This window comes from Methylobacterium marchantiae, from assembly GCF_042679825.1.
In the GTDB taxonomy this organism is placed as follows: Bacteria; Pseudomonadota; Alphaproteobacteria; order Rhizobiales; family Beijerinckiaceae; genus Methylobacterium; species Methylobacterium marchantiae.
Window position 1 is genome coordinate 35,530 of record NZ_JBHTND010000014.1, and the last position, 25,564, is coordinate 61,093.

A 25,564-nucleotide genomic window follows, 5' to 3' on the forward strand; every position below is an offset into this window, starting at 1 on the left:
CGATTCTGGGGGTCGATTCTGGTCGCCGGACGTCCGGCCCTGTTTCCGATCCTTGCGCCCCGCCCGCAAAGATTCCCCTAAGCCGAGAGGAGACGAGGTCGCGCGCGGCTCAGAACCACCCGCGCAGCTTGAAGAAGATGACGGGGATGATCGCGCTGACGACGATCAACGACAGACCATAGGGATAGCCGTAGAACCAGTCGAGTTCCGGCATGTGCTTGAAGTTCATGCCGTACATCGAGGCGATCAGGGTCGGCGGCACGCCCACCACCGAGACGACGGTGAGCACCCGGAAGGTGTTGTTCTGCTCGATGTTGATGAGGCCGAGGGTCGCGTCGAGGAGGAACTGCACGTTTTCCGACAGCCGGATCTCGAACTCGTCGAGGGAGGCGATGTCCCGCCGCAGGGTCTCGAAACGCGGCATCTCGCCCTCGCCGAGGAGGTGTTCGCACTCGCCGGCGACGAAGGGGAGAATGCGCTCCAGTCCGAGCAGGCTCGAGCGGATCTTGCCGAGCGCCTTGCCCCGTCGCCCGACGCTTCGCAGGATGCGCCGGAGGGCGAGGTCGCGCCGCCGCGGGGTTCCGGTGCCCGGAGTCCTGCCGGCATCGCTGGCGACGCCGCCTGCCCTCACGTCGAAATCGAAGATCCGGGTGGAGAGCGCGTCGAGGTCGGACCCCATCTCCTCCAGGGCGTCGGCGAGGCTGTCGACCAGTTCCTCCATCAGCAGCAGGAAGATCTCGGTGCCGGACGCGCAATCGCCGTCGCCCTCGCCGATGCGCTTCTTGACCTCGGCGAAGGCGCGCAGCTCGTTGAACCGCACGGTGATGAGGCGGTCCTTCGTCAGGACGAAGCCGAGCGGGGTCAGCTGCGAATCCACCTTGTCGAAGGTGATCATCGGCGTGGATAGCGAGAGGCCGTTCTTGAGGCGGCGCAGGCGGCTCGAATTCTCGACCTCGCTCAGGGCCTTGCGCGAGGGCACACGCAGACCCGTGGCCGCCTCGATGTGTTCCGCCTCCTCGGCGCTCGGGTCGTTGAGATCGATCCAGATCGCATGGTTCGGCACGGTGCCGCCATCGGCTGCGCCGGAATGCTCGACCGCGCCTTGCGGTCCCTGAAGACTGATCATGGGGCGATTATCATCCGTCTGTCGGCGAACGCGGAGCAGAACATGCTCTGTGAAGGCGGCACGACGCGACGTCGCCGTCTTGACTCGCGCAAGGCTTGAGCCTACCTCCCGCCTGGCTTTGGCACTCTTCGCTCGGGAGTGCTAACAGCCTGGGTTGGGCGCGCCCTCCGGCCGCATCAACGCCATCCATGAATTCGAAGCAAGAGGGCAGCTCATGAAGTTCCGTCCGCTGCACGACCGTGTCGTCGTCCGCCGTATCGAAGGCGAAGAGAAGACCAAGGGCGGTATCATCATCCCGGATACCGCCAAGGAGAAGCCGCAAGAGGGCGAGATCATCGCCGTCGGCCCCGGCGCCCGTGACGAAGCCGGCCGCGTGAACGCGCTCGACGTGAAGGTCGGCGACCGGATCCTGTTCGGCAAGTGGTCCGGCACCGAGGTCAAGATCGATGGTCAGGACCTGCTGATCATGAAGGAATCCGACATCATGGGCGTCGTCGCCTAAGGCGACCCGCCCTCTTCCTTCTTCCCATCCGAGCCCTTCGAGCGCGCTCTTCGATCGAGCGCCTCAGGGCTCCGAACCTCATGAGGATTTGAACATGGCAGCGAAAGAAGTCCGCTTCGGCTCCGATGCCCGCGAGAAGATGCTTCGCGGCGTCGACATTCTCGCCGATGCAGTGAAGGTGACGCTCGGCCCCAAGGGCCGCAACGTCGTCATCGAGAAGTCCTTCGGCGCGCCGCGCATCACCAAGGACGGCGTCACCGTCGCCAAGGAGATCGAGCTCGCCGACAAGTTCGAGAACATGGGCGCCCAGATGGTGCGCGAAGTGGCCTCGAAGACCAACGACATCGCCGGTGACGGCACCACCACCGCCACCGTGCTGGCCCAGGCCATCGTCCGCGAAGGCGCCAAGTACGTCGCCGCCGGCATGAACCCGATGGACCTGAAGCGCGGCATCGACATCGCCACCGCCGCCGCCGTCAAGGACATCGTCGCCCGCGCCAAGAAGGTCGCCTCGTCCGAGGAAGTCGCCCAGGTCGGCACGATCTCGTCGAACGGCGACAAGGAAATCGGCGAGATGATCGCCCATGCCATGCAGAAGGTCGGCAACGAGGGTGTCATCACCGTCGAAGAGGCCAAGACCGCCGAGACCGAGCTCGACGTCGTCGAGGGCATGCAGTTCGACCGCGGCTACCTCTCCCCGTACTTCATCACCAACGCGGAGAAGATGGTCGCCGAGCTCGAGGACCCCTACATCCTCATCCACGAGAAGAAGCTGTCGTCGCTGCAGGCGATGCTGCCGGTGCTCGAGGCCGTGGTGCAGACCGGCAAGCCGCTCGTCATCATCGCCGAGGACATCGAGGGTGAGGCTCTCGCCACGCTCGTCGTGAACAAGCTGCGCGGTGGCCTCAAGGTCGCTGCCGTCAAGGCTCCGGGCTTCGGCGATCGCCGCAAGGCCATGCTCGAGGACATCGCGATCCTGACCCAGGGTCAGATGATCGCCGAGGATCTCGGCATCAAGCTCGAGAACGTCACCCTCCCGATGCTCGGCCGCGCCAAGCGCATCCGCATCGAGAAGGAGACCACCACGATCATCGACGGTGCCGGCGAGAAGACCGAGATCGAAGCCCGCGTCGGCCAGATCAAGGCTCAGATCGAAGAGACCACCTCGGATTACGACCGTGAGAAGCTCCAGGAGCGCCTGGCCAAGCTCGCCGGCGGCGTCGCGGTCATCCGCGTCGGCGGCGCGACCGAGGTCGAGGTCAAGGAGAAGAAGGACCGCGTCGACGACGCGCTCAACGCCACCCGCGCTGCGGTGGAAGAGGGCATCGTCCCCGGCGGCGGCACCGCCCTCCTCCGCGCCCGTGAGGCCGTTCGCGATCTCAAGAGCGACAACCCGGACGTCCAGGCCGGCATCAAGATCGTGCTGAAGGCGCTCGAGGCCCCGATCCGTCAGATCGCCGCCAATTCCGGCGTCGAAGGCTCGATCGTGGTCGGCAAGATCACCGACAACACCTCTTCGATCACCTTCGGCTTCAACGCCCAGACCGAAGAATACGTCGACATGATCCAGGCCGGCATCGTCGACCCGGCCAAGGTCGTGCGTACCGCGCTGCAGGACGCCGCCTCCGTGGCCGGCCTCCTCGTCACCACCGAGGCCATGATCGCCGACGCTCCCAAGAAGGACAGCGGCGCTCCCCAGATGCCGGGCGGCGGCGGCATGGGCGGCATGGACTTCTAAGAAGTTCAGTACGCCCACGCTTCACGCGGTATGTCTAAGCCCGGCAGGCTGGGCTTAGACTTGGGTGCAAGAGTAAGGAGAGGGTCGCCGCGAGGCGGCCCTTTTCTCTTTAGAGCCTGTCTGATCGGATTTATCTGCGGCTTTTCATGCCAAAGCAGATCATCCCATCAGAGCACCTCAAGATGAGGTAAAGCCTTGGAAAGACAACTCAAACAGGCTCTTTGACAATTACTGCACCAGGACGGCCTGGTCGCAGCGCGCGCCGTCGACGGTGAGATCGGCGGTGCCGAGCCTCAGGCCGAGGGTGCGCAGCGTGTTCGCCAGAACGCCGTCGAGGGCGGGGGCGATGCCGGACAGGGCCGTGGCGATGGTGCTGGTGATCAGGCCCGGCGCGATGACGCCGATCCCGTTGACCGTGAGACTCAGGTTCTGGATCAGGCTCGTCACTGCGGATTGCGTCAGTCCGTAGGAGGTGACCGTCTTGACGGTATGTCGCGCGATCTCGTCTTCGCTGAAGCTCACCGATTGCGCATAGGGACTTCCCAGCGTCAGGCGGGACCGGCCGGTGACGTTCAGCAGGGGCGTGACCTGGAGCAGGGTTGCCGGCGCCGTCAGGTCCGGCGTCGCCGCTGCGGGGTCCACGAGATTTCTCGGGATGTTGGCGATGGCGAGATCGGCCAGTCCCGGCTGCGCGTCGAGGGTGACCTGCCGGCCGCTCACGTTGGACCAGGGGCAGGTCACATTCCGCAAGGTGGCCTTGGCCTGCGCCGCCTGGACGTAGACCGGCAGGGTCAGCGTTCCAAGGCCGAGAGGCAGGCTGAGGCTGGCCTCGATCAGGATACGGGTCTGGGCGGTATTCACCGTCGCACGGGGGCCGCCCGGCTGGACGTATCCCGAACTCTGTTTCCGCTCGCCGATCCCGACCGTGACCTGGGTCTTGAGGAGCCCCGGGATCGACGGCCCCAGATTGATCGCCACCTGCCGGTCCCCGTTGGCGAGGGAGACCGCCTCGGACAGCGTGTCCATCAGCCCGATCTGGGGACCCTTTGTTCCCGCGCCCGGCGACAGGCCGGCCAGATCGCCGAGATCGACGAGGTCGCCGATCTGGATGGTCGGGCCGGCGCCCTGCAGCGTCGCGGAGATCTGCGCCAGGGCGGAGGCGGCCGCCGAGCCGTTGGCGGTCGAGCCGGCGACCACCTGCAGCGCCGCGACGAACTGGCCGACCGAGACGCTCCCCTTGATGATGTCGGAATAGTTGCCGGCCTGGAGGTTGAGCGTCGGCGCGAGCGCGTCGAGGAAGCGGAACGCATCGACCCGGGTGCCGAGCAGCGCGTTGTAATCCATCACCGACAGCGACACCGTCCGCCCCAGCATCGCGCCGAGGATCGCGTTGGCGATGCCGGAATCGAGGGAGGCCAGGCCCGAGCCGATGGTGAAGGCGGCGAATTGCGCCGTGGCGGCGGTGCCCTTCACCCCGATGGCGACCTCGCGGCTGAAACCGAGGGCGGGCGCGAAATAGGTCGGCGTCGCGGTCTGAAGCGCAACCCGGATGGCGCTGGCCGGTGCCGCGCCGGCGACGAAGCGCGAGGCCACGGCGAGCTTGGGATCGCCGGCATAGGTCCCGGTCTCCACGGTGATCACGGCGTCGGCGTAGCCGTTATCGCTCAACGACCGGCGCGCCAGGGCGTCGGCGCTGGCGGGATTGGTGGCGGCGATCATCGCCGCGAGATCGACGGCGCCCTGCGCGCGACGGCGTGCCAGGACCATCGCTCCGAGATCGACGCCCACGGCAGCCACCGCCATCAGGGCCGTCATGCCGAAGGCGGTGAAGACCGCGACCGAGCCGTTCCGATCCCGAGAGAAGACGGAGACGTTCATCACAGGCCTCCCCGTCGCACACTCACCGAACTCTTGATCAGATCCGGCGGGATCGGGATCAGCCCGGAGAAGCCCGAGAAACCCAGCGCCTTCGCATCGAAGACCAGCGTCACCGTGTAGAGGGACGCGTCGGTCGCATCCGAGCCGACCTGAACATCCACGGTCCCGGGCTTGAACATGGCGCCGCTCGCCAGCGCGGTGGTGACGCGCTGCCGCGCGAGATCGGCGCGCTCCTGATCGCTGACGCCTGCGATCGAGGCGCGAGCCGCCTCAGAGGCAAGCTGCCGCAGATTATGGGACGCGCCGAGATAGATCCCGAAGGTGACGATCCCTCCGAACAGGGCAAGCAGGACCGGGACGACGAGAGCGAACTCGACGGCCGAAGTACCTTGCGTGCAACCGAAAAACGATCCTGGAGTAATGGACCGACGTCGCTTCATCGTCATCGCCACAATCTCGACCATACCGAATAACCCGAGCGTTTTCGGTGCCTAGGATCGGAGCGATTTCATAACGGAATCTTTAAGCGGTCTTCGAATTTGGGCCATGCACGCTGTCATGTCGTGACCCGGCTCGGAATCTATAGTACGGATTGGTACATTTCATAACCTTTGATTAAGAAATTATTCCTTTTCATCAGCGGTGCATCTCATAAATCAATGCAACCTAGGGATACAAAGACGAAAATCCTACAAAGAATTTTGTAAGGACATGCCCGGAAACGAATTTTATTTCAAATGTCGGGCTGAAATTTTTGCGCAACCAGCGCAAATGAGAGCGCATTCGACAGCAACTCAGGCGCTGTTACGCAAAATTTGTTGTCTTCGGTGACAAGTGCAAAGCAAGATCAGTACGAATTCATACCGATAGGGCGGGTATGGAATAACGCTGATTATGATGTCTTGGATTTACTTGAAGAGAAGCCCCACAACAAGAATCGACAATATTCATTAGAAACAATGACATGGATGTCAACATCAAATCACAATCCAACGCCGATCGCATGAGTCGATGGAGGCTTGTCCTCTCCCCATCGACGAATCGGCCGATCTCGACAATTGATCGAGATCGTTCTGCCACTGATTCGGACTTGCGCGACTCTCCGAAGTCGAAGGTTCTGTGCGACGACGACAAAATCGTCTCGTCGTATGGCCGCCGGATCTCTCGGCCCGCAAAGCGCGCACACGGTCCTGCCATACGCGTGTGGATTCACCCCGCGCGGCGACCGCAGCGGATGTAGGAGGCGTCGCCCCTGGCGCTCGACCAGGTCAGCCGGGAGCCTTCGACGAGCAGCTTGACCTGCGACGACCAGCGCCGTCCGCCATCGCTGCACGAGGCCGCGACGCTCCAGCTCGAACTCGCGCCGATGCGGCGTCCGTCGCGGAAGGTGCAGATCGTGTTTCCGGCCCGCGCCCCGCTTTCGGTGATCCTGGCCGGGATGTATCCCTTCCGCCGCGCGCCGCGACGGCAGGCGATCTCGTTGGGTCCCCAGACGCCGACATAGGCGGCCGGTTCGACGGCCGGCGACGCGGCGCTGGCGGCGTCGATCCGAGGTGACGCCTCGGGTTCCTGCTTCAGGGCGACGGTCCGGATGCCCGGAGAAGCGGACGATCCGTCCGTCGCATCCCTCACCGACCCGCCTTCGAGGCCGGCCGCGGTCGTCACATCCGACCAGGGAGCGCCGTTGCGCTTGGGACGCGACGCGCCGTCCGTATTCTCGAACGGGCCGGGCTCGCTCATGGCCGCCTGCGCGCTCCCGGCTTCCGGGCGAACCGGCGTGTCGTCGGTGAGGAGGACGGTGCTGTAGCCGAGAAGCACGCCCCAGCCCATGGCGAGCGCCAGGGGCAGGACGAGCGCGCGCCGCGATCCGCGACGCGGTTCGGCGACCGCCTGCGACCGTGCGTCGTCGTGGATCGTCTCGGCTCCCATCCCCTCGATGCCCGCGGCCATCGTCCTCTCCCGTCGAGCTCAGCACCATGGCCGAGCGAACCTCGCAGCCGCAGCGGCGGCGTCAACGCCTCGCCACCCCGTAACAGCCTCGCCCCGTTCGACGTTTCGACACCGTTGCGCTTTCGCAACATCGTCTTCGATACAAGAGACCGGTCGTTACTTTGTCTCGGCGCGGCCGATAGCAGGGGATAGACTCCCGGAATACGGCAAGCGAACGGCAAGCCCTTCCCGTCCTTCACCAAAACTGCCATGCTCAAGCTTGTGAGAAACGGGTCAGTGCGCCGAGCTATCGTGACGAGACGCCTTGCCATCGCCGTCTGCGTCGCCTTCGCAGTCCCGGCCAGTGCTCAAGCACCCGTCTCCACCCAGCGGATGACCTGCGCCGACGCCATGGCCGTCGTGAAGAGGGACGGCTCCGCCATGATGTCCTGGCAGCCGGGCAAGACGGAACGCTTCGTCCGCGACCGCAGCCTCTGCGGCATGACGGAGATCGCCGAGCTCCGCTTCGTGCCGACCCGCGACAATATCGAATGTCCGGTCGGCTACCGCTGCCGCGAGCCCGATTACGGCGACTGGGACTGGCCCTGATCAGGCTCCACGGTCCTGAACCCGGCCGGCCCCGCCACGATCTCGCCATGAGCGGGCTTCACTGCCGCCCGCACCGTCCGGTCTCGCACCGGCGGGCGACGAACCAACGACAGACGTGAGGAGAGACGCGTGGCCGTACTCAGGACAGGCCTCGGCCTGCAGGCCGCCATCACGGCGCTCTTCGCTCTCGCTCTCCTGATCCTGCCGGGCGTCTCGACACCGCTCTACGTGAGCCTCAGCGGCTTTGCCATGGCGGCGATCCTGCTCGCCTCGGGCAAGATCTCCGATTACCTGAAGGTCTTCATTTCGGTCTACGGCATCGGCTACCTCTTCCTGGCCGGCGCCAAGCAACTGGCTGCGATGGGGTTCCTGCCGGAGACGCTCGCAGCGCTGCTGCCTCCGGCCTTCGCGGCCACGGGCGCGGTGGTCTTCGCCGGCATCGTCTTCGGAATCTCGCATCTCGAACCGATCCGCGCGATCACCCGCATCGCCGACCCGTTCTTCGCCGCGCGCGAGGAGCCGAACCGCGAGATCGGGCCGTTCCGCTTCTTCGGCACGACGGAGGGACGGGTCGCACGGCGTCTGGTGGCGTTGTCGATCTTCATCACCTTCGCCCAGGTGGCGCTGCAGCTGCGCCTGAACTTCTGGTACCGCGACCTCTTCAACGCCCTGCAGGAATATAACGCCGACGCCTTCTGGTATCAGCTGGTCTGGATCTTCGTTCCCCTGGCCACGGTCTGGGTCGTCATCGGCATGTTCGACACCTTCGTCGACGCCTCGCTCCACATCCGCTGGCGGACCTGGCTGACGCGCAGCCTCTACAGCCGCTGGCTCGATGCCGGCACCCATTACCGCATCCCCTTCACCGACGAGCCGGCGGACAACCCCGACCAGCGCATCCAGAGCGACGTCAACCTCTTCATCCAGCAGACCACGAGCCTGTCGATCCGCCTGCTCTCGCAGGCGGCCACCCTCGTCTCGTTCATGGTCATTCTCTGGGGGCTGTCGCGGGATTTCGTCCTGCCCTTCACCGATACGGTGGTGCCCGGCTTCCTGGTCTGGCTGGTCGTCGGCTACGCGGTGGTCGGCACCTGGCTGACCCACCTCATCGGCCGCCCGCTCATCGGGCTCGATTTCCGGCAGGAGAAGGTGGAGGCCGATTTCCGCTTCTCGCTCGCGCGGACCAGGGTCTATTCCGAGCAGATCGCGCTGTTGCGCGGCGAGCGCTCCGAGACCCTGCGCCTGCGTGAACTCTTCCGCGAGATCATCGGCAACTACCTCGCGATCATCTACCGGCGGATCAAGATCGGCAGCTTCACCCTGTCGTACAACCAGATCAGCGTGGTGTTTCCCTATATCCTGGCCGCGCCGTCCTACTTCCTGAAGAAGATCACGCTGGGCCAGTTCCAGCAGACGGCGAATGCCTTCAGCAGCGTCCAGGGCTCGCTGTCGTTCTTCATCGATTCCTACACCACCATCGCGTCGTACCGCGCCAACACCAACCGTCTGACCTCCTTCAAGCGGGCGATGACGAAGGCCGAGGCCCTGTCGGAAGCGGGATACGGCCTCGTCCAGGGCAGCCAGAGCCAGTCCGACGTGACCGCGTCCGGGCTGACCCTCGCTCTGCCCGACGGCCGCGAGATCGTCGCCGCCGACAGGCTGGCCCTGACCAAGGGCGCCGCGACCCTGCTCACCGGGCCGTCCGGCTCGGGCAAGTCGACCCTGTTCCGGGCGATCGCCGGCATCTGGCCCTTCGGCAAGGGCCGGGTCGACGTGCCGGAAGGCCAGTCGGCGCTGGTGCTGCCGCAGCGGCCCTACATCCCCCTCGGCACCCTGCGCGGTGCGGTGGTCTATCCGAACACCACCGACCAGTTCACCGACGAGGCGATCCGCGAGGCCCTGATCGCGGCGCAGCTTCCGCAACTGGCCGACCGCCTCGACGAGGTCGATGCCTGGGACCAGCGCCTGTCGGGCGGCGAGCAGCAGCGCCTCGCCCTCGCCCGTGCCGTCCTGGCCAAGCCCGCCTGGCTGTTCCTCGACGAATCGACCGCCGCCCTCGACGAACCGAGCGAGGCCGGGATCTACCGCATGCTGCGCGAGCGGCTGCCCGGCACCACCATCGTCTCCATCGGCCACCGCTCGACCCTGCACGCCCTCCACGACAAGCGCATCGACATGAAGCCGGGCAATGACGGGCGCTTCACACCGACCGACCTGCCCAAGCCGGCGGCGGCGGAATAAAGGCCGGCGGCGGCGGAATGAGCGAAGCGGCGTTCGTCAGCGCAGGAACGTCACCGCGAGCGGCGCCAGGATCGCGGTGATGAAGGCGTTGAGGCCGAGCGCGATGCCGGCGAAGGCACCGGCGACCTCGTTGACCTGGAACGCCCGCGCGGTGCCGACCCCGTGGGCCGCGAGGCCCGCCGCGAAGCCCCGCGCCCGCATGTCGCGGATGCGGAGCAGGTTCATGAGCGGGGTGACCAGGATGCCGCCGGTCATGCCGGTGAGCATCACCAGCACGGCGGCCAGGGTCGGATCGCCGCCGAGATTCTGGGCGATGCCCATGGCGACGCCGGTGGTCACCGATTTCGGTACCAGCGCGACGATGACGTCGTGCGGGATGCCGAAGGCACTCCCCAGGGTGATCGCCGAGATCAGCGCCACCACCGAGCCGACGACGAGGGCCGCCAGCATCGGCGCCAGCGAGCGGATCACCGTGGCGCGATACTCGTAGAGGGGAATCGCCAGGGCGACGGTGGCCGGCCCGAGCAAAAAGTGGACGAATTGCGCGCCCTCGAAATAGGTCGGGTAGGGCGTCCCCGTGAGCTTCAGCACGCAGGCCATCAGGATGATGGCGACGACGACGGGGTTGGCCAGGGGATGCCGGTTCGTCGCCGTGGCGATACGGTCGGCCACGGCATAGACCATCAGGGTCACGGTCAGCCACAGCAGCGGCGTGCGCGAGAGATAGACCCAGAGGGCGAAGTCTCCGGTCATGGCCGATCCCCCGGGGCGACCCAGCGCTTCACGGCCACGAAGGTGAGCGCGGTCGCGGTCAGGGTCGCGAGGGTCGAGACCACGACGACGCAGGCGAGCGCCACGCCATGCGCCTCGAGCACGTCGAGCCGTCCGACGATCCCCGCACCGGCCGGGATGAACATCAGCGAGAGATTGGCGAGAAGCCCCTTGCCGGAGCGCTCCAGATTGCCGTCGACGAGGGGCGGCGGGAGGATGCGCTCCGCGCGACGGGGCGCCCGGTCCCGCAGCACCAGGAACAGCAGCAGCAGCGCCATCCCGACGACCGGGCCGGGAACCGGAAGGCCCGACGCCTTCGCCATCGCCTCGCCGACGAGCTGTGCCAGGAGGATCAGCGTGAAGCTGACGATCATCGCGCGCCGGTCCCCGATTCACCCGATCCCGCATCACGACCCGAACCGAGGGTCGCCGGCCGCATCCCGCCCTAAGAGACCGCCCCGGCATCGGCGCCCGCTCTCGCGAGCCGGATCGCCGTATCGTCGAAGCGGAGCAGGCGACCGAGCCGCCAGACCAGCGCCTCCTCGAATTCATGAACCGTGCCATCGGCGCCGGCCACCGACCAGGCCATCGAGAGCAGGCGTGCCCGCTCGGTCTCGCCGAATTCATGGCCCATCATCTCGACGAGGAGAGCCATGTCGCGGGTCTGCGCATCGACGGTGGCCGCGCGGGCGATCAGGGCCTCGGCCTCCTCGCGGGTGCCGGCATAGCGTCCCTCGACGAGGCGGCACAGGCGCTCGGATTCCGCCGCATCGAGCACACCGTCCACCCGAGCCACGTGGACGAGGAGGGCGATCGCCGCCAGCCGCTCGTCCACGGCCTCGGATTCCTCCTGGCCGGCGGACAGGCCGAAGGCATCGGCGGCATAGGCACGCAGGCGGGCGATGAGCGACATGATGGTTCCTGATACGCGCGGCCAGCCTTCGAAGCCGCGCCGGTTCGCGTCAAGGCAGATGGACCGCCCGGAGCCGCGCGGACCGGATGCGTGGCACGGCTGCATCACACGGACGATGCCCGTTCTCGAAGAGAAGACCTGCTGCCTTGCCTTCGGCCGAGCCTGCGGATATGAACCCGCAACGATCCGACGCGCCACCCGCCGTCACACCATGGATCTCGCCGCAATAGCTCAGCTGGTAGAGCACCTCATTCGTAATGAGGGGGTCGGGGGTTCGAATCCCTCTTGCGGCACCACTTCCTTCCGAAAATTCCTTATTTCGACGGCCAGTCGCAACGAGGCGACCGATCGGCCAACCCGTCCCGGCACGCTGTCGAGGCCTATGCTTCGACGAGGCGGATCACGCCGCGTGGTCGGTCATCACGGCGAGGTTCGCCGCCGTGAGGGCGTTTCGGGCTTCGACGCGATTGCGGCCCGCTGACTTCGCGGCATAGAGCGCCTCGTCGGCGGTTCGCAGCAGGTGCAGGGCGCGCAGGCCGGCATGCCGATTCGCGCCATGTGCCGCGGTCACCCCGACGCTGACGGTGACGACACCGCCCTGGGGCAGGCCGGGATGTCCGATGGCGAGATCCGCCACCGCCAGCCGCAGGCTCTCGCCCACATCGCGGATCGTCTCCGGCGTGGTCAGCGGCACGAAGGCCGCGAATTCCTCGCCGCCATAGCGGCAGACCAGGCCTCCCCACCGCGCGAGATCGCGCTTCAGCGCATCGGCGACGCTCACGAGGCAACCATCGCCCTCGGCATGGCCGGCGGTGTCGTTGAGACGCTTGAAATGATCGATATCGACGAGGAGTACGCCGAACCATTCCTGCCGCACCGCGGCGACTTCCCAGCGCTCGTCCAGGCGCTCGGTGAAGAGGCGGCGGTTCGCGACGCCGGTGAGCGGGTCGGTCTCGGACAGGATGGTGAGGCGGGCGCAGGCGCGCGCCAGTTCCTCGGCCTGCTCCTTCTCGCGCAGGCCGAGGAGGAAACTCTTCTTCCTGTCCCATTCGCGCGAATAGGTGAGCTTGATCGGCACCAGGATGAGGGCTGCCACCAGCAGCGGCACGCCGGTATGTCCCTCGGCCCCGAGCCCGGATGCGACGATGAAGCCGACATAGGCCAGGAAGGCGATCCCGCAGAACCACAGGCTGTCCCGGAACGAGAGCGGCGCGATCATCCCGACCACGAGCGGGACGATGGCGGCGAGGATCAGGTAGGTGTCGGCATGCTCATGCGGCGCGATCCGCGAACTGTTCAGGACGATCGCCATGTCCGCCAGCGACGTGACCGCCGCCGCGATGGCCTGCCGACGCGCGGAGGGATGCCCGTGCAGTGCCACGATCCAGACCAGCGCGAGGGGAATGAACACGCCGACGGTCAGGCCGGCGGGCACGGCCATGGCCTCGCGACCGAACAGGTCGAGATCGATCTTCAGGGAGATGATGTTGAAGACGATGAAGATCAGCAGCCAGGACTGCATGTAGAGGCCGCGCGGCGGCACCTCTTCCGCATGGAATCTGGCCTCGAGCGCGTGCGGCAGCCGGAGCGTATGCCACGGTCGGCTCAGTCCGACCTCGATGGGAGAAGGCGCCACGTCAGGTTGCTCCGGCACGTCGCATCGACCCGCCTGACGGTGGATCGACTGGTGAATCGACCCAAGCGATCGGAGTCACGCGAACAAATTCATGCCGGAATAGGGTTAGAGCACCGTAAACGGATCGTCGTCGCCGGTACGGCTTCGACGAGACATCGCAATCCGCGTCCATCCGAGGCAATTCCGGCCCCGGCCGGGAAGCCGATTGGCTTCGCGAAGGCGGATCAGTTCGAGCCCGGTCCTTTCGCCAGACCGGCAAGGGTGAACAGGTCCACCGAAAGCTTCGCGCCGACGACGAATGCATCGGGGATGTTCTTGCGATAGTATGGAAACCGGGTCTGGTCCGGGTTGACGATGTATTGCAGGTTCGGTGTCAGGCGGATCGCCGGCGTGACCTGGATGCCGTAATTGAGTTCCATCATCACCTGCTGGGTCGGAAGCTTGCGGTCGATCCCAAGCGAGGCTTGCGCGAGCTGAATGTTCTGCAGGGCGAGGTCGCTGAACTTCTGGGTATTGACGACGAAGCCCACCGTATCGAAAGGGCGTCCGGCGAAGGTGCCGGTCTGGAGCGCGCCGATCTCGAGGAAGTAATCCTCGTTGAGGCGCCCCGACGTGCCGGCCATGGCGACACCGAACAGGGTCAGTCCCTGGGGCGCGGTGGGGTCGGGCCGCCAGATCATCTGGTCGAACCGGGCGTAGACGCCCGAGCGTCCGAACCGCGTGCCGAGGGGCAGTCCGGTGAGCACCGCGGGCCGGCCGGTGACGTCGCGGGTCGGATCGGCATAGTCGGAGGCGTCGTACCAGCCGCCGATGCCGTAATTGCGCGGCAGGAGGTCGTTGGCGAAGGTGGTGGAATAGCCGAGTTCGAACGGCATGATCGCGCCCGTGGCGCCCTTCGTGGAGAAGTCGAGGCCGTTATCGCCGGGCTGCTGGTGCAGCGGGTTCACCTCGTAGACGCCGCCATGCAGGAAGACCTTGTCGGTGAGCCAGGCCTTGGCATGGGCGCCCCAGCTCGCCACCGGCCAGAAGGTGAAGTTCGAGGTCTTGAAGACGAAGGTCGGGTTTCCGCAGGCGGAATTCGTCTGGAAATTGCAGTAGATCGGCGAGTTGAGGAAGGCGATGTTGGCGACGAGGCGTCCGAACTCCATGTCGACCCGGTTGTCGAACAGCTTCTGCTGATAGCTGAGCAGCGTCAGCCGCGTCGTCTGCCCGCCGCCGAAGATCTCCTGCACCGAGGTGTTGTTGCCGATGGCATCGTCGGCGAGATTGCGGCCGTGGCGGTTGGTGACCGCGATGTGGAACGAGCCGCCCTCGATCCCGGCGAGGCGCTCGAGGTCGCCGTCGATGCCGAAGAAGAGCTGGCCGGCATAGGCCGAGCCCTGGCGGATGCCGCCGATCGGGTTCGCGGCGGCCTGTCCGGTATAGTTCATCAGGAAGCTGAGGCCGTTGCCGAGATCGAAGGTTCCGGCCGACACCGTCGGCGGCGTCGCGGTCTGGCCGAGACTGTCGGCGGCGCCCGCGGCGGTATCCGCGCCGGCAAAGCCCTGTCCGTCCTGCTGGCCGGCCCTCGCGCCGCGCGGCGCCGTCTGCGCGAGGGCCCCGGACGCCGTCGCCGCGCAGAGCGCGAGCGCGGCGAGTATCGTCGATCCTGCTTTCATCCTGTGCCCCCTCGATGAGTCCGATTCTGTCGCCGGTCCGGTCTCGGTGCCGGCCATGATGGTGCGCGTCCCTTCAGGCCGTCCGCTTCTTCAGCAGGCCGACCATCAGGCCGGTGACGATCGTCCCGGCGACGAGGGCGATCACCGCCCAGGGCGGGTTGGTGACGGCATTGGGGATCGGCAGGACGAACAGGCCGCCATGGGGGACCTTCAGGGTCACGCCAGCGCTGAGCGCGATGGCCCCGGCCACCGCCGAGCCCGCCACCATGGAGGGGATCACCCGGAGCGGGTCGGCCGCCGCGAAGGGGATCGCGCCCTCCGTGATGAAGGCGGCGCCGAGCACCGCCGCCGCGCCGCCCGCTTCGCGCTCCGGCTTCGAGAAGCGGTTCGGGAACAGGCGGGTGGCGAGGGCGATCCCGAGCGGCGGGGTCATGCCGCCGAGCATCACCGCCGCCATCGGCGCATCGACGCCGGAAGAGAGCAGAGCGGCGGCCGAAGCATAGGCGGCCTTGTTGATCGGGCCGCCCATATCCACCGCCATCATCCCGCCGAGGACGAGACCGAGGACGAGGGCGCTGGCGCCCTGCATGCCCTTCAGCCAGTCGGTGAGACCGGCGAGGATCGCGGCGACGGGCACGCCCACCACGTAGATCATCATCAGGCCGGTGATGGTGGTGGCCAGCAGCGGCAGGATCAGGACCGGCTTCAGGCCCTCCAGATTCCTGTGAAGCGTGATGTGCCGGTTGAGGAAGCGCGTCGCGTATCCGGCGATGAAACCCGCCGCGATGCCGCCGAGGAAGCCCGCCTGGAGATTGGCCGCCAGCATCCCGCCGATCATGCCCGGCGCGATGCCGGGCCGGTCGGCGATGGAATAGGCGATGTAACCGGCCAGAGCCGGGACGATCAGGGCGAAGGCGGCCTTGGCGCCGATCTCGCCCAGCGCGTAGCCGAAGGTGCCGGCATTCTCCGGCTTCATCGCGTCGATGCCGCCGAAGGCGAAGGCGAGCGCGATGAGGAGGCCGCCCGCCACCACGAAGGGCAGCATGAAGGAGACGCCGGTCATCAGGTGCTTGTAGGCGCCGGGCCTGTTCTCGGCGGCGGCTGGCCGGGCCGGGCCGTCGTCCTTCGCGGCATCCGTCGCCTGCACCTGCGCCTCGGCCAGTGCGGTGGCGATGAGCCCCTTGCCGTCGCGGATCGCCGCCTTGGTGCTGGTGGCGTAGAGCCGCTTGCCGGCAAAACGCGCGCGGTCGACGCCGGTATCGGCGGCGATGAGGACGATGTCGGCGGCGGCGATCTCGGCGGCGGTGAGCGCGTCGCGGGCGCCGACCGACCCTTGCGTCTCCACCCTCACCTCGTGGCCCAGCGCCTGCGCCGCGGCCTGGATGCCCTCGGCGGCCATGAAGGTATGGGCGATGCCGGTGGGACAGGAGGTGATCGCGACGATCCGCTTCCTGCCGCCCTCCTCCGGCGCGGTGTCGCTTCCCGCCAGGAAACGGTCGAGCACCGAATGGGCGTCGGTGAGCACGTCGTCGATGGCGATCCTGGCGCGGCGCATGGTGCCGAAGCGATCCTCCCCGAGATCGCCCTCCCCGATCAGCAGGACGGAATCGCCCCGGGCGATGGCGGATTCGGCCAGCGGATTGCCGCCGACGCCCTTGCCCCGGAGTTCGAGGTCGAGGGCCTGTCCGAGGCGGGTGGCGGCCTTGCGCAGGGCCTCGCCCGCCAGCACCGCATGGGTGCCGAGATCCCCGCCTCCGACGACGGCCAACAACTGAGCCATGGTTTCGTCCGCCTGTCTGTCTTTGTGTTTCGGTCGTTCCAGCCGCCTCGTCCCGAGGCGACGGAGCGAAGCGGAGGCCTCGAAGGAGGAGGCCAGCTCGCTCTGCGATCTCTGGAGCCCTCCTTCGAGGCTGCTTCGCAGCACCTCAGGACGAGGTTCGGGGTGGGACGTCTATGGTCTCCACCCGCACGGTCTCGACGATGGCGAGGATGGTCCCCCGGCTCGGGAGATTGGCGCCGGGCTGCGTGAGCTTGCCGGCGGCGAAGGCGAGGGCGAGCCGGGCGGTCTCGGCCAGGGGCAGACCCGCATGGAGCCCGGCGACGAGGCCCGCCACCAGGGCATCCCCCGCCCCCACGGTGCTCGACACCTGGGTCGGCGGCGGATGGGCGTGGAGCGCCTCGTCCCGCGTGACGAAGAGCGCGCCCTCCCCTCCCAGCGAGACGACGACGAGGGGGATGCCCCGTGCGGTCAGGCCGCGCGCCGTGGCGACGACCTCCGCGAGGGTGTCGAGGGGCCGGCCGGCCCATTCCGCGAGTTCCTGGCGGTTGGGCTTGATCGCCTCGGGCAGGCTCCTGGACGCGAGGGCCGCTGTCAGGGCCGGCCCGGAGACGTCGAGGACCACGCGGACGGCGCGCGCCTTCAGAAGTTGCGTCAGCGTCGCGTAGGTCTCGACGCCGAGCCCCCCCGGCAGGCTGCCGGCGAGGACGACGAGGCTGCCCTCCGTCGCGACCTGGCGCAGGACGGCCCGGACGGTGTCGAGGGCGCCCGGAGTCGCGGCGAGACCGGGAAGGTTGATGTCCGTGGTGTCGCCGGTGGCGGCAGCGAGGAGCTTCAGGTTGGTGCGGGTCTCGCCCGGAATCCAGGCAAAGCGGTCGTCGACCCCCTTTCGGGCGAACAGGGCCTCGAACGGGGTGGCGTTGTCCGAGCCGAGAATGCCGGTGGCCGAGACCTTCAAGCCCCAATCGGCGAGGCAGGAGGCGACGTTGACGCCCTTGCCGCCCGCATCCGAGCGCACGCCGCGCGCCCGATGGACCTGGCCGGGCGTCAGCGCGTCGAGGGTCACGGTCTGGTCGATGGCCGGGTTGAGGGTGACGGTGACGATAGCGCTCATGCCGCGGCTCCTTCGAGGGCGCGCACGGCGGCGGCGTCTTCCTGGTCGCAGGCCCTGGCGGCCAGCGCGCGCAACTCGCTCATCTCCGACGCCCGGAGCCGCGCCTTCACGGCGGGGACGTCGCGGGGCGTCATCGAGAGTTCGTGGACGCCGAGGCCGGCGAGGAGGCTCGCCCCGAACGGATCACCGGCGATGCCGCCGCAGACGCCGACCCAGCGCTGGTGCCGCGCCGCGCCCTCGCAGGTCATGCGGATCAGACGCAGCACGGCCGGGTGCAGGCTGTCGGCCTCGGGCGCGAGTTCGGTGTTCTGGCGGTCGATCGCCAGGGCGTACTGGGTCAGGTCGTTGGTGCCGATGGAGAAGAAGTCGCAGTATTTCGCCAGGGCATCGGCCTGGATCGCGGCGGCCGGCACCTCGATCATGATGCCGATGGGCAAGTCCGGCGCATCGAGCTCGGCGCGGATCCGATCGCAATGCGCGCGCAGGGTCGTGATCTCGGGGATCGAGGTGATCATCGGGAACATGATCGAGAGCGGGGCGTCCTTGCCCCTGGGCGCATCGGGCGCGATCCCGTCCCTGGCGGCGCGGTAGAGGGCGCGCAGCTGCGGCTCCATCAGGTCCGGCCGACGCAGCAGAAGGCGGGCGCCGCGCACGCCGAGGAAGGGATTCTCCTCCTTGGGGAGGTGGAGATGCGCCACCTGCTTGTCGCCGCCGATATCCAGCGCCCGCACGATCAGCGGACGGCCCTCAAGGGCGCGCAGCATGGCGCGGTAGGTGGCGTATTGGTCGTCCTCGGAGGGGGTGTCGCCGCGCTCGAGGAACAGGAACTCGGTGCGCATGAGGCCGACGCCTTCCGCGCCCTGGTCGAGGGCCAGCGGCACCTGATCGGGATTGTTGACGTTGCCGCCGATGGCGACGGAATGCCCGTCGCCGGTGCGGGCGGGGAGCGCACGCTCGCGCGCTTCCTCCTCGGCGATGGCGCGCTGCCGGTCGCGCCAGTCGCGGGCCGAGGCGAGGTCGGCCTCGCTCGGATCGAGGTAGAGCCGGCCGGTACTGCCGTCGAGGATGGCCGATCCGTGGTTCTGCAGGGCCATCAGCGCCGGCCCGCCCGCCACCATCGCCGGAATGCCGAGGGTGCGGGCGAGGATCGCCGTATGCGAGGTCGGGCCGCCCTGCGCCGTGGCGAGGCCGATGACGCGGGACGGATCGAGCCCGGCCGTGTCGGAGGGCGCGAGATCGGCGGCGATGAGGATGCAGGGCACGTCGGGCAGGTCGTGGCCGCTCTTGAGGGAGGGGTCGATCTGCGCCAGCACCCGCCGTCCGACATCGCGCAGGTCGGCGGCGCGGGCGGCCAGAACCGGGTTGCCGAGCGCCGAGAGCCGTCCGGCCATGCGCTCCACCGCCGCGTTCCAGGCGAAAGCGACGCCGTGGCCCTCGACCATGAGCTGGCAGGCGAGCGTGATCAGATCGGTATCGGCGATGAGGTCGCCCTGCGCCCGGAAGATGCCGGCATCGGCCTTGCCGAGGCGGCGCTCGGTATCGTCGGCGAGCGCCCTCAATTGGCCGCCGGTGGTGGCCAGCGCCGCATGCAGGCGGTCTCCTCCCGTGGTGAGCGGCTCCGGCTGGTCCGGCACCGCGATCTCGGCGGTGGCGAGCACGTGGATCGGGCCGATGCTGATGCCGGGGCTCGCACCGATCCCCGCGATGCTGCGCGGCGAATCGGACGGGTTCCAGCCGGCGACCGGCCCGGCCGCCTTGGCGGCGGCGTCCTCGGCGGCCCTGGCGGAGGCCTTCTCGCCGGCGCTCAGCGAGGTCACCGCGGCGCAGACCCTGGCCAGCGCGCCGGCCTCGTCGTCGCCCTCCGCCGAGATCGTCACCTCGTCGCCGCAGCGCAGGCCGAGCTGGAGCAGGGCGATGAGGTTCTTGGCGTCGGCGACTTCCGATCCGTGCCGGACCTGGATGCGGGCCGGGCAGAGCCGGGCCACCTCGACCCAGTACGAGGCCGGCCGGGCATGCAGGCCGGTGGGGTAATCCACCGTCCAGTCGAAGCGCTGGCGCAGGTCGGCGGCGGGGCCTGCCGAGCCCGAGGCGGGCGCGTCCTCGGAGAGGGCCGCCGCGATGTCTTCCTTGGCGCTCGTGTGCCGCAGGGTGGCGAGGCGCGCCTCGTCCTGGATCAGCCGCGTGAGCCGGCGCAGGATGGTGATGTGGGTGTCCGACTGCGCCGCGATGGCGACCACGAGATGGGCGATCTGGCCGTCGTGCCATTCGACGCCGCCCGGCACCTGCAGGATCGCCAGCCCGCTCTCGCGCACCAGGTGGCGGTCGTCGACCATGCCGTGGGGAATGACCACGCCGTGGCCGAGATAGGTGTTCGCCACCGTCTCCCGGCGCAGCATGCTCGCGCCGTAGGCCGCATCGATGCAGCCGGAGGCGGCAAGGAGCTGCGACGCTTCGCGGATCGCATCCTCCTTGGTCGCGGGCGTTGCGCCGAGACGGATCAGCAATCGGGGTGTCAGGATCGGCGTCGGTGCGAGCATGGCGTGCCCTCCGTGTTTTCGTTGGCCGCAATGAAAACGTTTTCACAAAGTCTGTCAACGAACGTCGGCGAAATAGTTCAGGAAAATCCCTTGCCGCTCGGTCGGACGAGTGACAGAAAGGCGCCATGTTGGTGAAAACGTTTCCTCTCCGATGAGCCCGATGTCATGACGATCGGCATTCGCGATGTCGCCCGCGCAGCGGGTGTCTCGACCGCGACGGTGTCCCGCGCCCTCGGCCGCGGCCCGGTCAGCGAGGCGCTGAAGCGCCAGGTCGAGGAGGCGGTACGCCGGACCGGCTACCGCCCGAACCTCTCGGCGCGGCGCCTGCGCTCGCAATCGACCCAGACGATCGGACTGATCGTCGCCGACATCCGCAACCCGTTCTTCACGGCGGTGAGCCGGGCGGTGGAGGATGCGGCCTATGCCGCCGGCATGCGGCTGATCCTGTGCAACACCGACGAGGATCCCGACCGCGAGGCGATGTATCTCCGGCTGATGGAGGAGGAGCGCGTCACCGGCGTGATCTTCGCGCCGACGCGGATCACGGCGGAGAAACTCGCCGCCCGCGACCTCGACGTCCCCGTCGTCTTCATCGACCGGACCGGCCCGCCCGGCACCCATGACAGCGTCGTCCTCGACAACGCGGCCGCCGCCTCCCTCCTCGTGGACCACCTGATCGCCTGCGGCTACCGGCGGATCGGCGGGTTGTTCGGCTCCACGAGCTCCACCGCGCAGGAACGCCGGGCGGGCTACGAGACGGCGATCCGGCGCGCGGGCCTCGTTCCCGACATGCGCTCGGCCCCGCCCAACGCCGCCGCCGCCGAACTCTGCGTCGGCGGATGGCTATCGGAAGCGACGCCTCCCGACGCGCTGGTCCTTTCCAACGGTCTGATGCTGATGGGCGCCGTGCGCGCGGCCCGGTCGGCGGGGCTCGGCGTGCCGGACGATCTCGGCCTCGCCGGGTTCGACAACGATGCCTGGACCGACCTCGTCGAGCCCGGCCTCACGGTGATCGAGCAGCCCGTCGCCGAGATCGGCGCCCAGGCCATGTCGCTCCTGTTCGACCGCCTGAAGGCACCGGACCAGCCGATCCGCAAGGTCACTTTGAGCGGACGGCTGGTGGTGCGGGGCTCGTCGCAGCGGGGGTGAGAAGCCGGGATCGATGAGGCCCGGCCCTAGGGCGGCAGGGGCCGGGCACCCTATCGGCCGATCGCCACGGAGCTTTCACGTGATCAGGAAATGACTGCTGTACAGCGCCGACTGGTTCTCCAGCACGGCGAAGAGGACGGCTTTTGCCGAACCGCTCCCGTCAGAATCGTAATAGAGAGAACCGGTATACCCGTCATAGAGGATGCGATCGTTACTGTCGATTTCGCCGTAGGACAGGTTCTTGAAGGCTTCCATCTTCAGCGTTCCCGCGCCGAGACCTTTGAAGATCGCGTTTTCCAGAACGATCTGGTCCGTGTTGCGCGAAAAATCTTCGATCTGGTCCACGTTGGTGGAGCCGAGTTTGGTGTCGAAGACGAACTGGGTCGTACCGCCGGACCGTCCGCCGATCAGCGTGTCGCTGCCGAGCCCTCCATTGAGGATGCTGTGGCCGCCGCCTCCCTCGATCGTGTTGCTCAACTCGTTTCCGGTCAGGCTGATCCGTTCAGGCAGAATCTTTCCCGATTCCGTGGTGCCTTCGTCCACCCGCAGGAACTCGATGGATTGTCCGTCGGCCAGCTTGAAGTCGCTCCGGGCATAGACCGTATCGGTCCCCTCTCCGCGCGCTTCGATCACCCGGTCCTTCGCGCTGCGGACGAAATAGACGTCGTCGCCGGCACGGCCCTTCAGGATGTCGTTGCCACCGGTTCCATCGAGCCAGTTGTCGCCGGAATTGCCCTCGATCAGGTTCGATAGGCGGTTGCCTAGGCCATAGGTATCGTCCGTGCCCGTGAGCCTCAGGTTCTCGACATTGGCGGACAGGCCCGTGCTCACCGAGGACAGGACGAGGTCGGTGCCCTGGTCGCGCCCCTCGATGACCACGTCGCCGAAATGGTCCACGACGTAGATGTCGCTGCCGGCGCCCCCCTGCATCCGGTCCGCGCCCTTGCCGCCGTCGAGGGTATCGCGGCCGTCATGTCCCACGAGCCGGTCGTTGCCGCCGTAACCGAAGAGCTTGTCGTTACCGGCGAGACCGGAAATGACCTCGGCGACGTCGCTCGTGGCCGATCCCTTCACGATGTCGCTGCCGGACGTCGCCCCCTTGATGGCGACCGCCTTGGCATTCGAGAGCGCGTAGATTTGCGTATCATCGACAACGTCCGGAAAACCATCGTTCATGAGAGAGGTCGATTTCCGGAGAGCGAAGCCGCCGTTCGACAGAGCATAGGCGGATGCACCGGCGTCCCAGACATGATCCGTCTGCATCTGCGAATAGAACTCGACGTGCTCGCCTGTATAGGTGCCGTTCGCGTCGTAGAAGTAGCCGTGGAGGGTCGCGATCGACAGGTCGCCGGCCAAGTCGGAGCGTTCACGAACGAGTTCCAGGATCTGACCGTTCGAGAGACCGACGACGTCTTCGACCCTGGCATTGTCCAGATCGTCGTGTGAGCGAAATCCCGAGCCGGCCGTGAACGACGATCCGCGACCGGGATTCCAGATGACCGAATCGGCTTCCGAAGAGAGGGTGCTCGTGGTGCTAGGTAGGGTTTCGGTGCCGCGGAAATCGACCGAGAAACTCCCGCCGGCGAGGGCTTTGACATCGTATCGGACCCTCGGCGCACCGGGCGGAGCCAAGTCGTCCACGTGCCCGATGACGAAGGTGGAGCCGATGGCCTTGCCGGCCCCCGTCACCAGCCGTGCCACCACGTCCGAACCGTCCTCCATCGCCTGGACCCAGGTCGCGAGGTAGCGTCCGTCGGAGAGGGCGAGAACCCGTGTCGACCCCGCCTGGTCTCCCGTCATGTCGCGGTCGACGATGGCGGAGGCCACGAACTTGCGGTTCGCGTCGAGGATGTCGACGGTGCGGTAGACGCCGCTGCTGCCCTTCGCCAGATGGGCGAGGGCGATCGTGCCGTCAGCGGCATATCCGACGCTGTACTCGTATTGTGCGTAGGTGGTGGCGCTCTCGTTCAGGGCCGCGAGCTTGGTCGTGTAGAAGGCCCGCTCGCTCCCGCCATCGGTGACCAGTCCGAGTTGCACCTTCCCGCTTTGCGTGTACGTGCCGGTGCGAAAGTCGTAATCGTGCTCGCTCAGATCGTTCGAGCCGACCAAGACGCCGTTCTTGCTCAAATGCTTGTTGTCGAGAAACGAATTCCCGTAATCCCGCGTCTGTCCGAGCCGCACACCCGCAGCATCGAACGTAGCGGATTTGAACGATGTCTCGCGCGCGTATCCCCAATCCGTCGGGATTTTCACGGAAGAGGCAAACAGGACGGAAAATCCACCGTTCTTGCCGGGGACGACTTCGTGAATACTTGTTTCCCTGCCGGATTCGTCGAGCGAGATCGGATTGCCGACATTCACCAAGCTCAACGTCATCATCCGCTCCCGGCACCTTCCGCAATCCTGCTAAAAGGCGGATTGACGACTTGCAACGGGCCAGCGCCGACGATCCGCTTCCGCTCGATCGGGTGACATTTATACAACCCTTGCACGAGATGGCGCGGGCGCGCCGCGTGGTCTGCTAGGGCTCGGCGAACAACTCCGGCCGGCGCAGGCGAAGCGCGAAGAGCAGGAGCAGGGTCTTGATATCGGTGAGTTCGCCGCGGTCGCTCATGGCGGCCAGCGTCGCCAGGGGCATCTCGTGGACGGTGATGTTCTCGTGCTCTTCGGCGAGCCCGCCGCCGGGGCCGGAACGGTCTGCGGCGCTGTAGGCGCCGAGGAACAGGTCCATCTGCTCGGTGGAGATGCCCGGCATGGTCCATCCCGTCGTCAGCCGCTCGAGGGTGCCGAGGCGGACCCCGGTCTCCTCGAACGCCTCGCGGCGGGCGCCGTCCTCGGGCTCGGCTTCGTCGAGGAGCCCGGCAGGGACTTCGAGCAGCGAGAGGGTGCCGGCGGCGAAGAAGGTGGGCGGCCGGAACTGCTCCACCAGCAGGGCCACGCGCCGCTCGGGATCGTAGGGCAGCACCCCGACCGCGCGGCCGTGATCCTCGATTTCACGCGCTAGGCGCGTGCCGTCCGGCATCGTCACCTCGGCCACGAGGAAGCGGCTCCAGCCGTCGTGCAGGATGCGCGTGCCACGGATCACCGGCGCCATATAGTCGTTCCCGTCTTCCGGCTGCGGGCGGTCGCACAGCCCTCTGCGGGATCACCTAACCGCGAGTTGCCGCATCAATGAGGCAAAGGCGGTGCCGAATGAACGAGATTTCAAACCGTCGCGCCGCCCTTCTCGATGGTGAAGCTGAAGACGCCGTCGCTGCGGCCCTGATCGACCAGTCGGTCGCCCTCCTGCGTGACGAGATGGGGGATGTCGATGACCGAGACGGGATCGGTGCAGAGGATGGTCAGCATCGCCCCGGGCTCGAGGCCGCGCATGGCCTTGCGGGTGCGCAGCACCGGCAGGGGGCATTTCAGGCCGCTGAGATCGAGGACGGGCGGTTGATCGGTCATGTGATCGGTCATGGCTCCCCCCGAATACGACAAAGCCCCGCCCGCGGCATCGGCCGTGGACGGGGCTGAGGTCATCGTCGCCGATGCGCCGCCGAGGACGCATCGGCACGACGGGTCCGATCAGTAACCGTAGGCCGGGTAGCCGTAGGCGGGCGCATAACCATAGGCCGGGGCGGCATAGCCGTAGGCGGGTGCGTAGCCATAGCCGGGGGCGTAGCCGCGGTCGTAATAGCCGTAGCGCGGGGCCTGGCTGGCGGCGATGGCGCCACCGATGATGCCCAGAGCGGCGCCGGCCGCGAGGGCTCCGCCGATTCCCGGGCCACGGCGATAGCCGCCGCCGTAATAGCCCCGGCGGTAGCCGCCACCGCCGTAATAGCGTCCGTAACGCACCGTCTCGATGGCGGAGCCGCCGCCGGCGACCTGAGCCGAGGTCAGAGCCGGCATCGGAGCGGCCTGCGCGCCGGAGAGCGGAGCCGCCGCGAGACCGAGGGCGGTCGAACCGGCGAGGACCAGGGACATGATGCGAGACATGGCGGCGA

The 25,564-nt window shown here is 67.5% G+C and carries 21 protein-coding genes and 1 tRNA gene; 6 read left to right on the plus strand and 16 right to left on the minus strand.

Annotation, left to right across the window (positions count from 1 at the left end; genetic code table 11):
* Positions 1-109 precede the first annotated feature (109 nt).
* Entirely contained in the window at positions 110-1,126 is a 1,017-nt protein-coding gene (locus tag ACFQ4G_RS11760; RefSeq protein ID WP_238206567.1) for a magnesium transporter CorA family protein, read from the minus strand.
* 214 nt (positions 1,127-1,340) lie between these two features.
* Here ACFQ4G_RS11760 and groES point away from each other — a divergent pair, with 214 nt between their 5' ends.
* Entirely contained in the window at positions 1,341-1,628 is a 288-nt protein-coding gene (groES, locus tag ACFQ4G_RS11765; RefSeq protein ID WP_238206565.1) for a co-chaperone GroES, read from the plus strand.
* 94 nt (positions 1,629-1,722) lie between these two features.
* Complete coding sequence (gene groL / locus ACFQ4G_RS11770) at positions 1,723-3,366, plus strand: chaperonin GroEL (RefSeq protein WP_238206563.1); 1,644 nt, start codon at positions 1,723-1,725, stop codon at positions 3,364-3,366.
* Between the two features lie 228 nt (positions 3,367-3,594).
* Here groL and ACFQ4G_RS11775 read toward each other — a convergent pair whose 3' ends face one another.
* From ACFQ4G_RS11775 to ACFQ4G_RS11785, 3 genes are all read right to left on the minus strand, one after another.
* Positions 3,595-5,244 (minus strand): TadG family pilus assembly protein, encoded by a 1,650-nt coding sequence (locus tag ACFQ4G_RS11775; protein WP_238206561.1) that lies wholly within the window; start codon positions 5,242-5,244, stop codon positions 3,595-3,597.
* Positions 5,244-5,690, minus strand: coding sequence for a TadE/TadG family type IV pilus assembly protein (locus tag ACFQ4G_RS11780; protein WP_379040244.1), 447 nt, complete (start codon positions 5,688-5,690; stop codon positions 5,244-5,246). The genes ACFQ4G_RS11775 and ACFQ4G_RS11780 overlap by 1 nt, the downstream gene beginning before the upstream one ends.
* A 763-nt stretch (positions 5,691-6,453) precedes the next feature.
* Positions 6,454-7,194: a hypothetical protein gene (locus ACFQ4G_RS11785; protein ID WP_238206557.1), complete on the minus strand. Its 741-nt coding sequence runs from the start codon at positions 7,192-7,194 to the stop codon at positions 6,454-6,456.
* 291 nt (positions 7,195-7,485) lie between these two features.
* Between ACFQ4G_RS11785 and ACFQ4G_RS11790 the strand changes: the two genes are divergently transcribed.
* Together ACFQ4G_RS11790 and ACFQ4G_RS11795 are read left to right on the plus strand one after the other, a co-directional pair.
* Complete coding sequence (locus ACFQ4G_RS11790; protein WP_238206555.1) at positions 7,486-7,782, plus strand: hypothetical protein; 297 nt, start codon at positions 7,486-7,488, stop codon at positions 7,780-7,782.
* A 129-nt stretch (positions 7,783-7,911) separates the two neighbouring features.
* The gene (locus ACFQ4G_RS11795; protein WP_238206553.1) at positions 7,912-10,023 is read left to right on the plus strand and encodes an ABC transporter ATP-binding protein/permease; all 2,112 of its coding nucleotides are present in this window, start codon (positions 7,912-7,914) and stop codon (positions 10,021-10,023) included.
* 36 nt (positions 10,024-10,059) lie between these two features.
* Here ACFQ4G_RS11795 and ACFQ4G_RS11800 read toward each other — a convergent pair whose 3' ends face one another.
* The 3 genes from ACFQ4G_RS11800 to ACFQ4G_RS11810 form a co-directional block, all read right to left on the minus strand.
* A complete protein-coding gene (locus tag ACFQ4G_RS11800; RefSeq protein WP_238206551.1) occupies positions 10,060-10,776 on the minus strand; it encodes an LrgB family protein in 717 nt (238 codons plus the stop codon).
* The gene (locus ACFQ4G_RS11805) at positions 10,773-11,168 is read right to left on the minus strand and encodes a CidA/LrgA family protein (protein ID WP_238206549.1); all 396 of its coding nucleotides are present in this window, start codon (positions 11,166-11,168) and stop codon (positions 10,773-10,775) included. Before ACFQ4G_RS11805 ends, ACFQ4G_RS11800 begins: the two co-directional genes overlap by 4 nt.
* A gap of 71 nt (positions 11,169-11,239) precedes the next feature.
* Entirely contained in the window at positions 11,240-11,707 is a 468-nt protein-coding gene (locus ACFQ4G_RS11810) for a tellurite resistance TerB family protein (RefSeq protein ID WP_238206546.1), read from the minus strand.
* A gap of 220 nt (positions 11,708-11,927) precedes the next feature.
* Here ACFQ4G_RS11810 and ACFQ4G_RS11815 point away from each other — a divergent pair.
* Positions 11,928-12,003, plus strand: a tRNA-Thr gene (locus ACFQ4G_RS11815).
* 104 nt (positions 12,004-12,107) lie between these two features.
* On the opposite strand, the gene ACFQ4G_RS11820 is transcribed toward ACFQ4G_RS11815, so the two are convergent.
* From ACFQ4G_RS11820 to ptsP, 5 genes are all read right to left on the minus strand, one after another.
* The gene (locus tag ACFQ4G_RS11820) at positions 12,108-13,343 is read right to left on the minus strand and encodes a GGDEF domain-containing protein (RefSeq protein WP_238206544.1); all 1,236 of its coding nucleotides are present in this window, start codon (positions 13,341-13,343) and stop codon (positions 12,108-12,110) included.
* Between the two features lie 224 nt (positions 13,344-13,567).
* A complete protein-coding gene (locus ACFQ4G_RS11825) occupies positions 13,568-15,001 on the minus strand; it encodes a carbohydrate porin (RefSeq protein ID WP_238206543.1) in 1,434 nt (477 codons plus the stop codon).
* Positions 15,002-15,074: 73 nt separating this feature from the next.
* Entirely contained in the window at positions 15,075-16,781 is a 1,707-nt protein-coding gene (locus ACFQ4G_RS11830; RefSeq protein ID WP_238206542.1) for a fructose-specific PTS transporter subunit EIIC, read from the minus strand.
* 145 nt (positions 16,782-16,926) lie between these two features.
* Positions 16,927-17,892 (minus strand): 1-phosphofructokinase, encoded by a 966-nt coding sequence (pfkB, locus tag ACFQ4G_RS11835; protein ID WP_238206541.1) that lies wholly within the window; start codon positions 17,890-17,892, stop codon positions 16,927-16,929.
* A complete protein-coding gene (gene ptsP / locus ACFQ4G_RS11840; protein WP_238206540.1) occupies positions 17,889-20,429 on the minus strand; it encodes a phosphoenolpyruvate--protein phosphotransferase in 2,541 nt (846 codons plus the stop codon). Before ptsP ends, pfkB begins: the two co-directional genes overlap by 4 nt.
* A gap of 165 nt (positions 20,430-20,594) precedes the next feature.
* On the opposite strand from ptsP, the gene ACFQ4G_RS11845 reads away from it, so the two are divergent.
* Positions 20,595-21,578, plus strand: a complete 984-nt coding sequence (locus ACFQ4G_RS11845; protein WP_238206539.1) for a LacI family DNA-binding transcriptional regulator — start codon at positions 20,595-20,597, stop codon at positions 21,576-21,578.
* A 75-nt stretch (positions 21,579-21,653) separates the two neighbouring features.
* On the opposite strand, the gene ACFQ4G_RS11850 is transcribed toward ACFQ4G_RS11845, so the two are convergent.
* The 4 genes from ACFQ4G_RS11850 to ACFQ4G_RS11865 all read right to left on the minus strand — a co-directional run bounded on the left by ACFQ4G_RS11850 (position 21,654) and on the right by ACFQ4G_RS11865 (position 25,556).
* Positions 21,654-23,954, minus strand: coding sequence for a calcium-binding protein (locus ACFQ4G_RS11850; protein ID WP_238206538.1), 2,301 nt, complete (start codon positions 23,952-23,954; stop codon positions 21,654-21,656).
* A 145-nt stretch (positions 23,955-24,099) separates the two neighbouring features.
* Complete coding sequence (locus ACFQ4G_RS11855; protein WP_238206536.1) at positions 24,100-24,672, minus strand: NUDIX domain-containing protein; 573 nt, start codon at positions 24,670-24,672, stop codon at positions 24,100-24,102.
* A gap of 110 nt (positions 24,673-24,782) precedes the next feature.
* A complete protein-coding gene (locus tag ACFQ4G_RS11860; RefSeq protein ID WP_238206534.1) occupies positions 24,783-25,025 on the minus strand; it encodes a sulfurtransferase TusA family protein in 243 nt (80 codons plus the stop codon).
* A 120-nt stretch (positions 25,026-25,145) separates the two neighbouring features.
* Entirely contained in the window at positions 25,146-25,556 is a 411-nt protein-coding gene (locus ACFQ4G_RS11865) for a hypothetical protein (RefSeq protein ID WP_238206532.1), read from the minus strand.
* Positions 25,557-25,564: the final 8 nt, after the last annotated feature.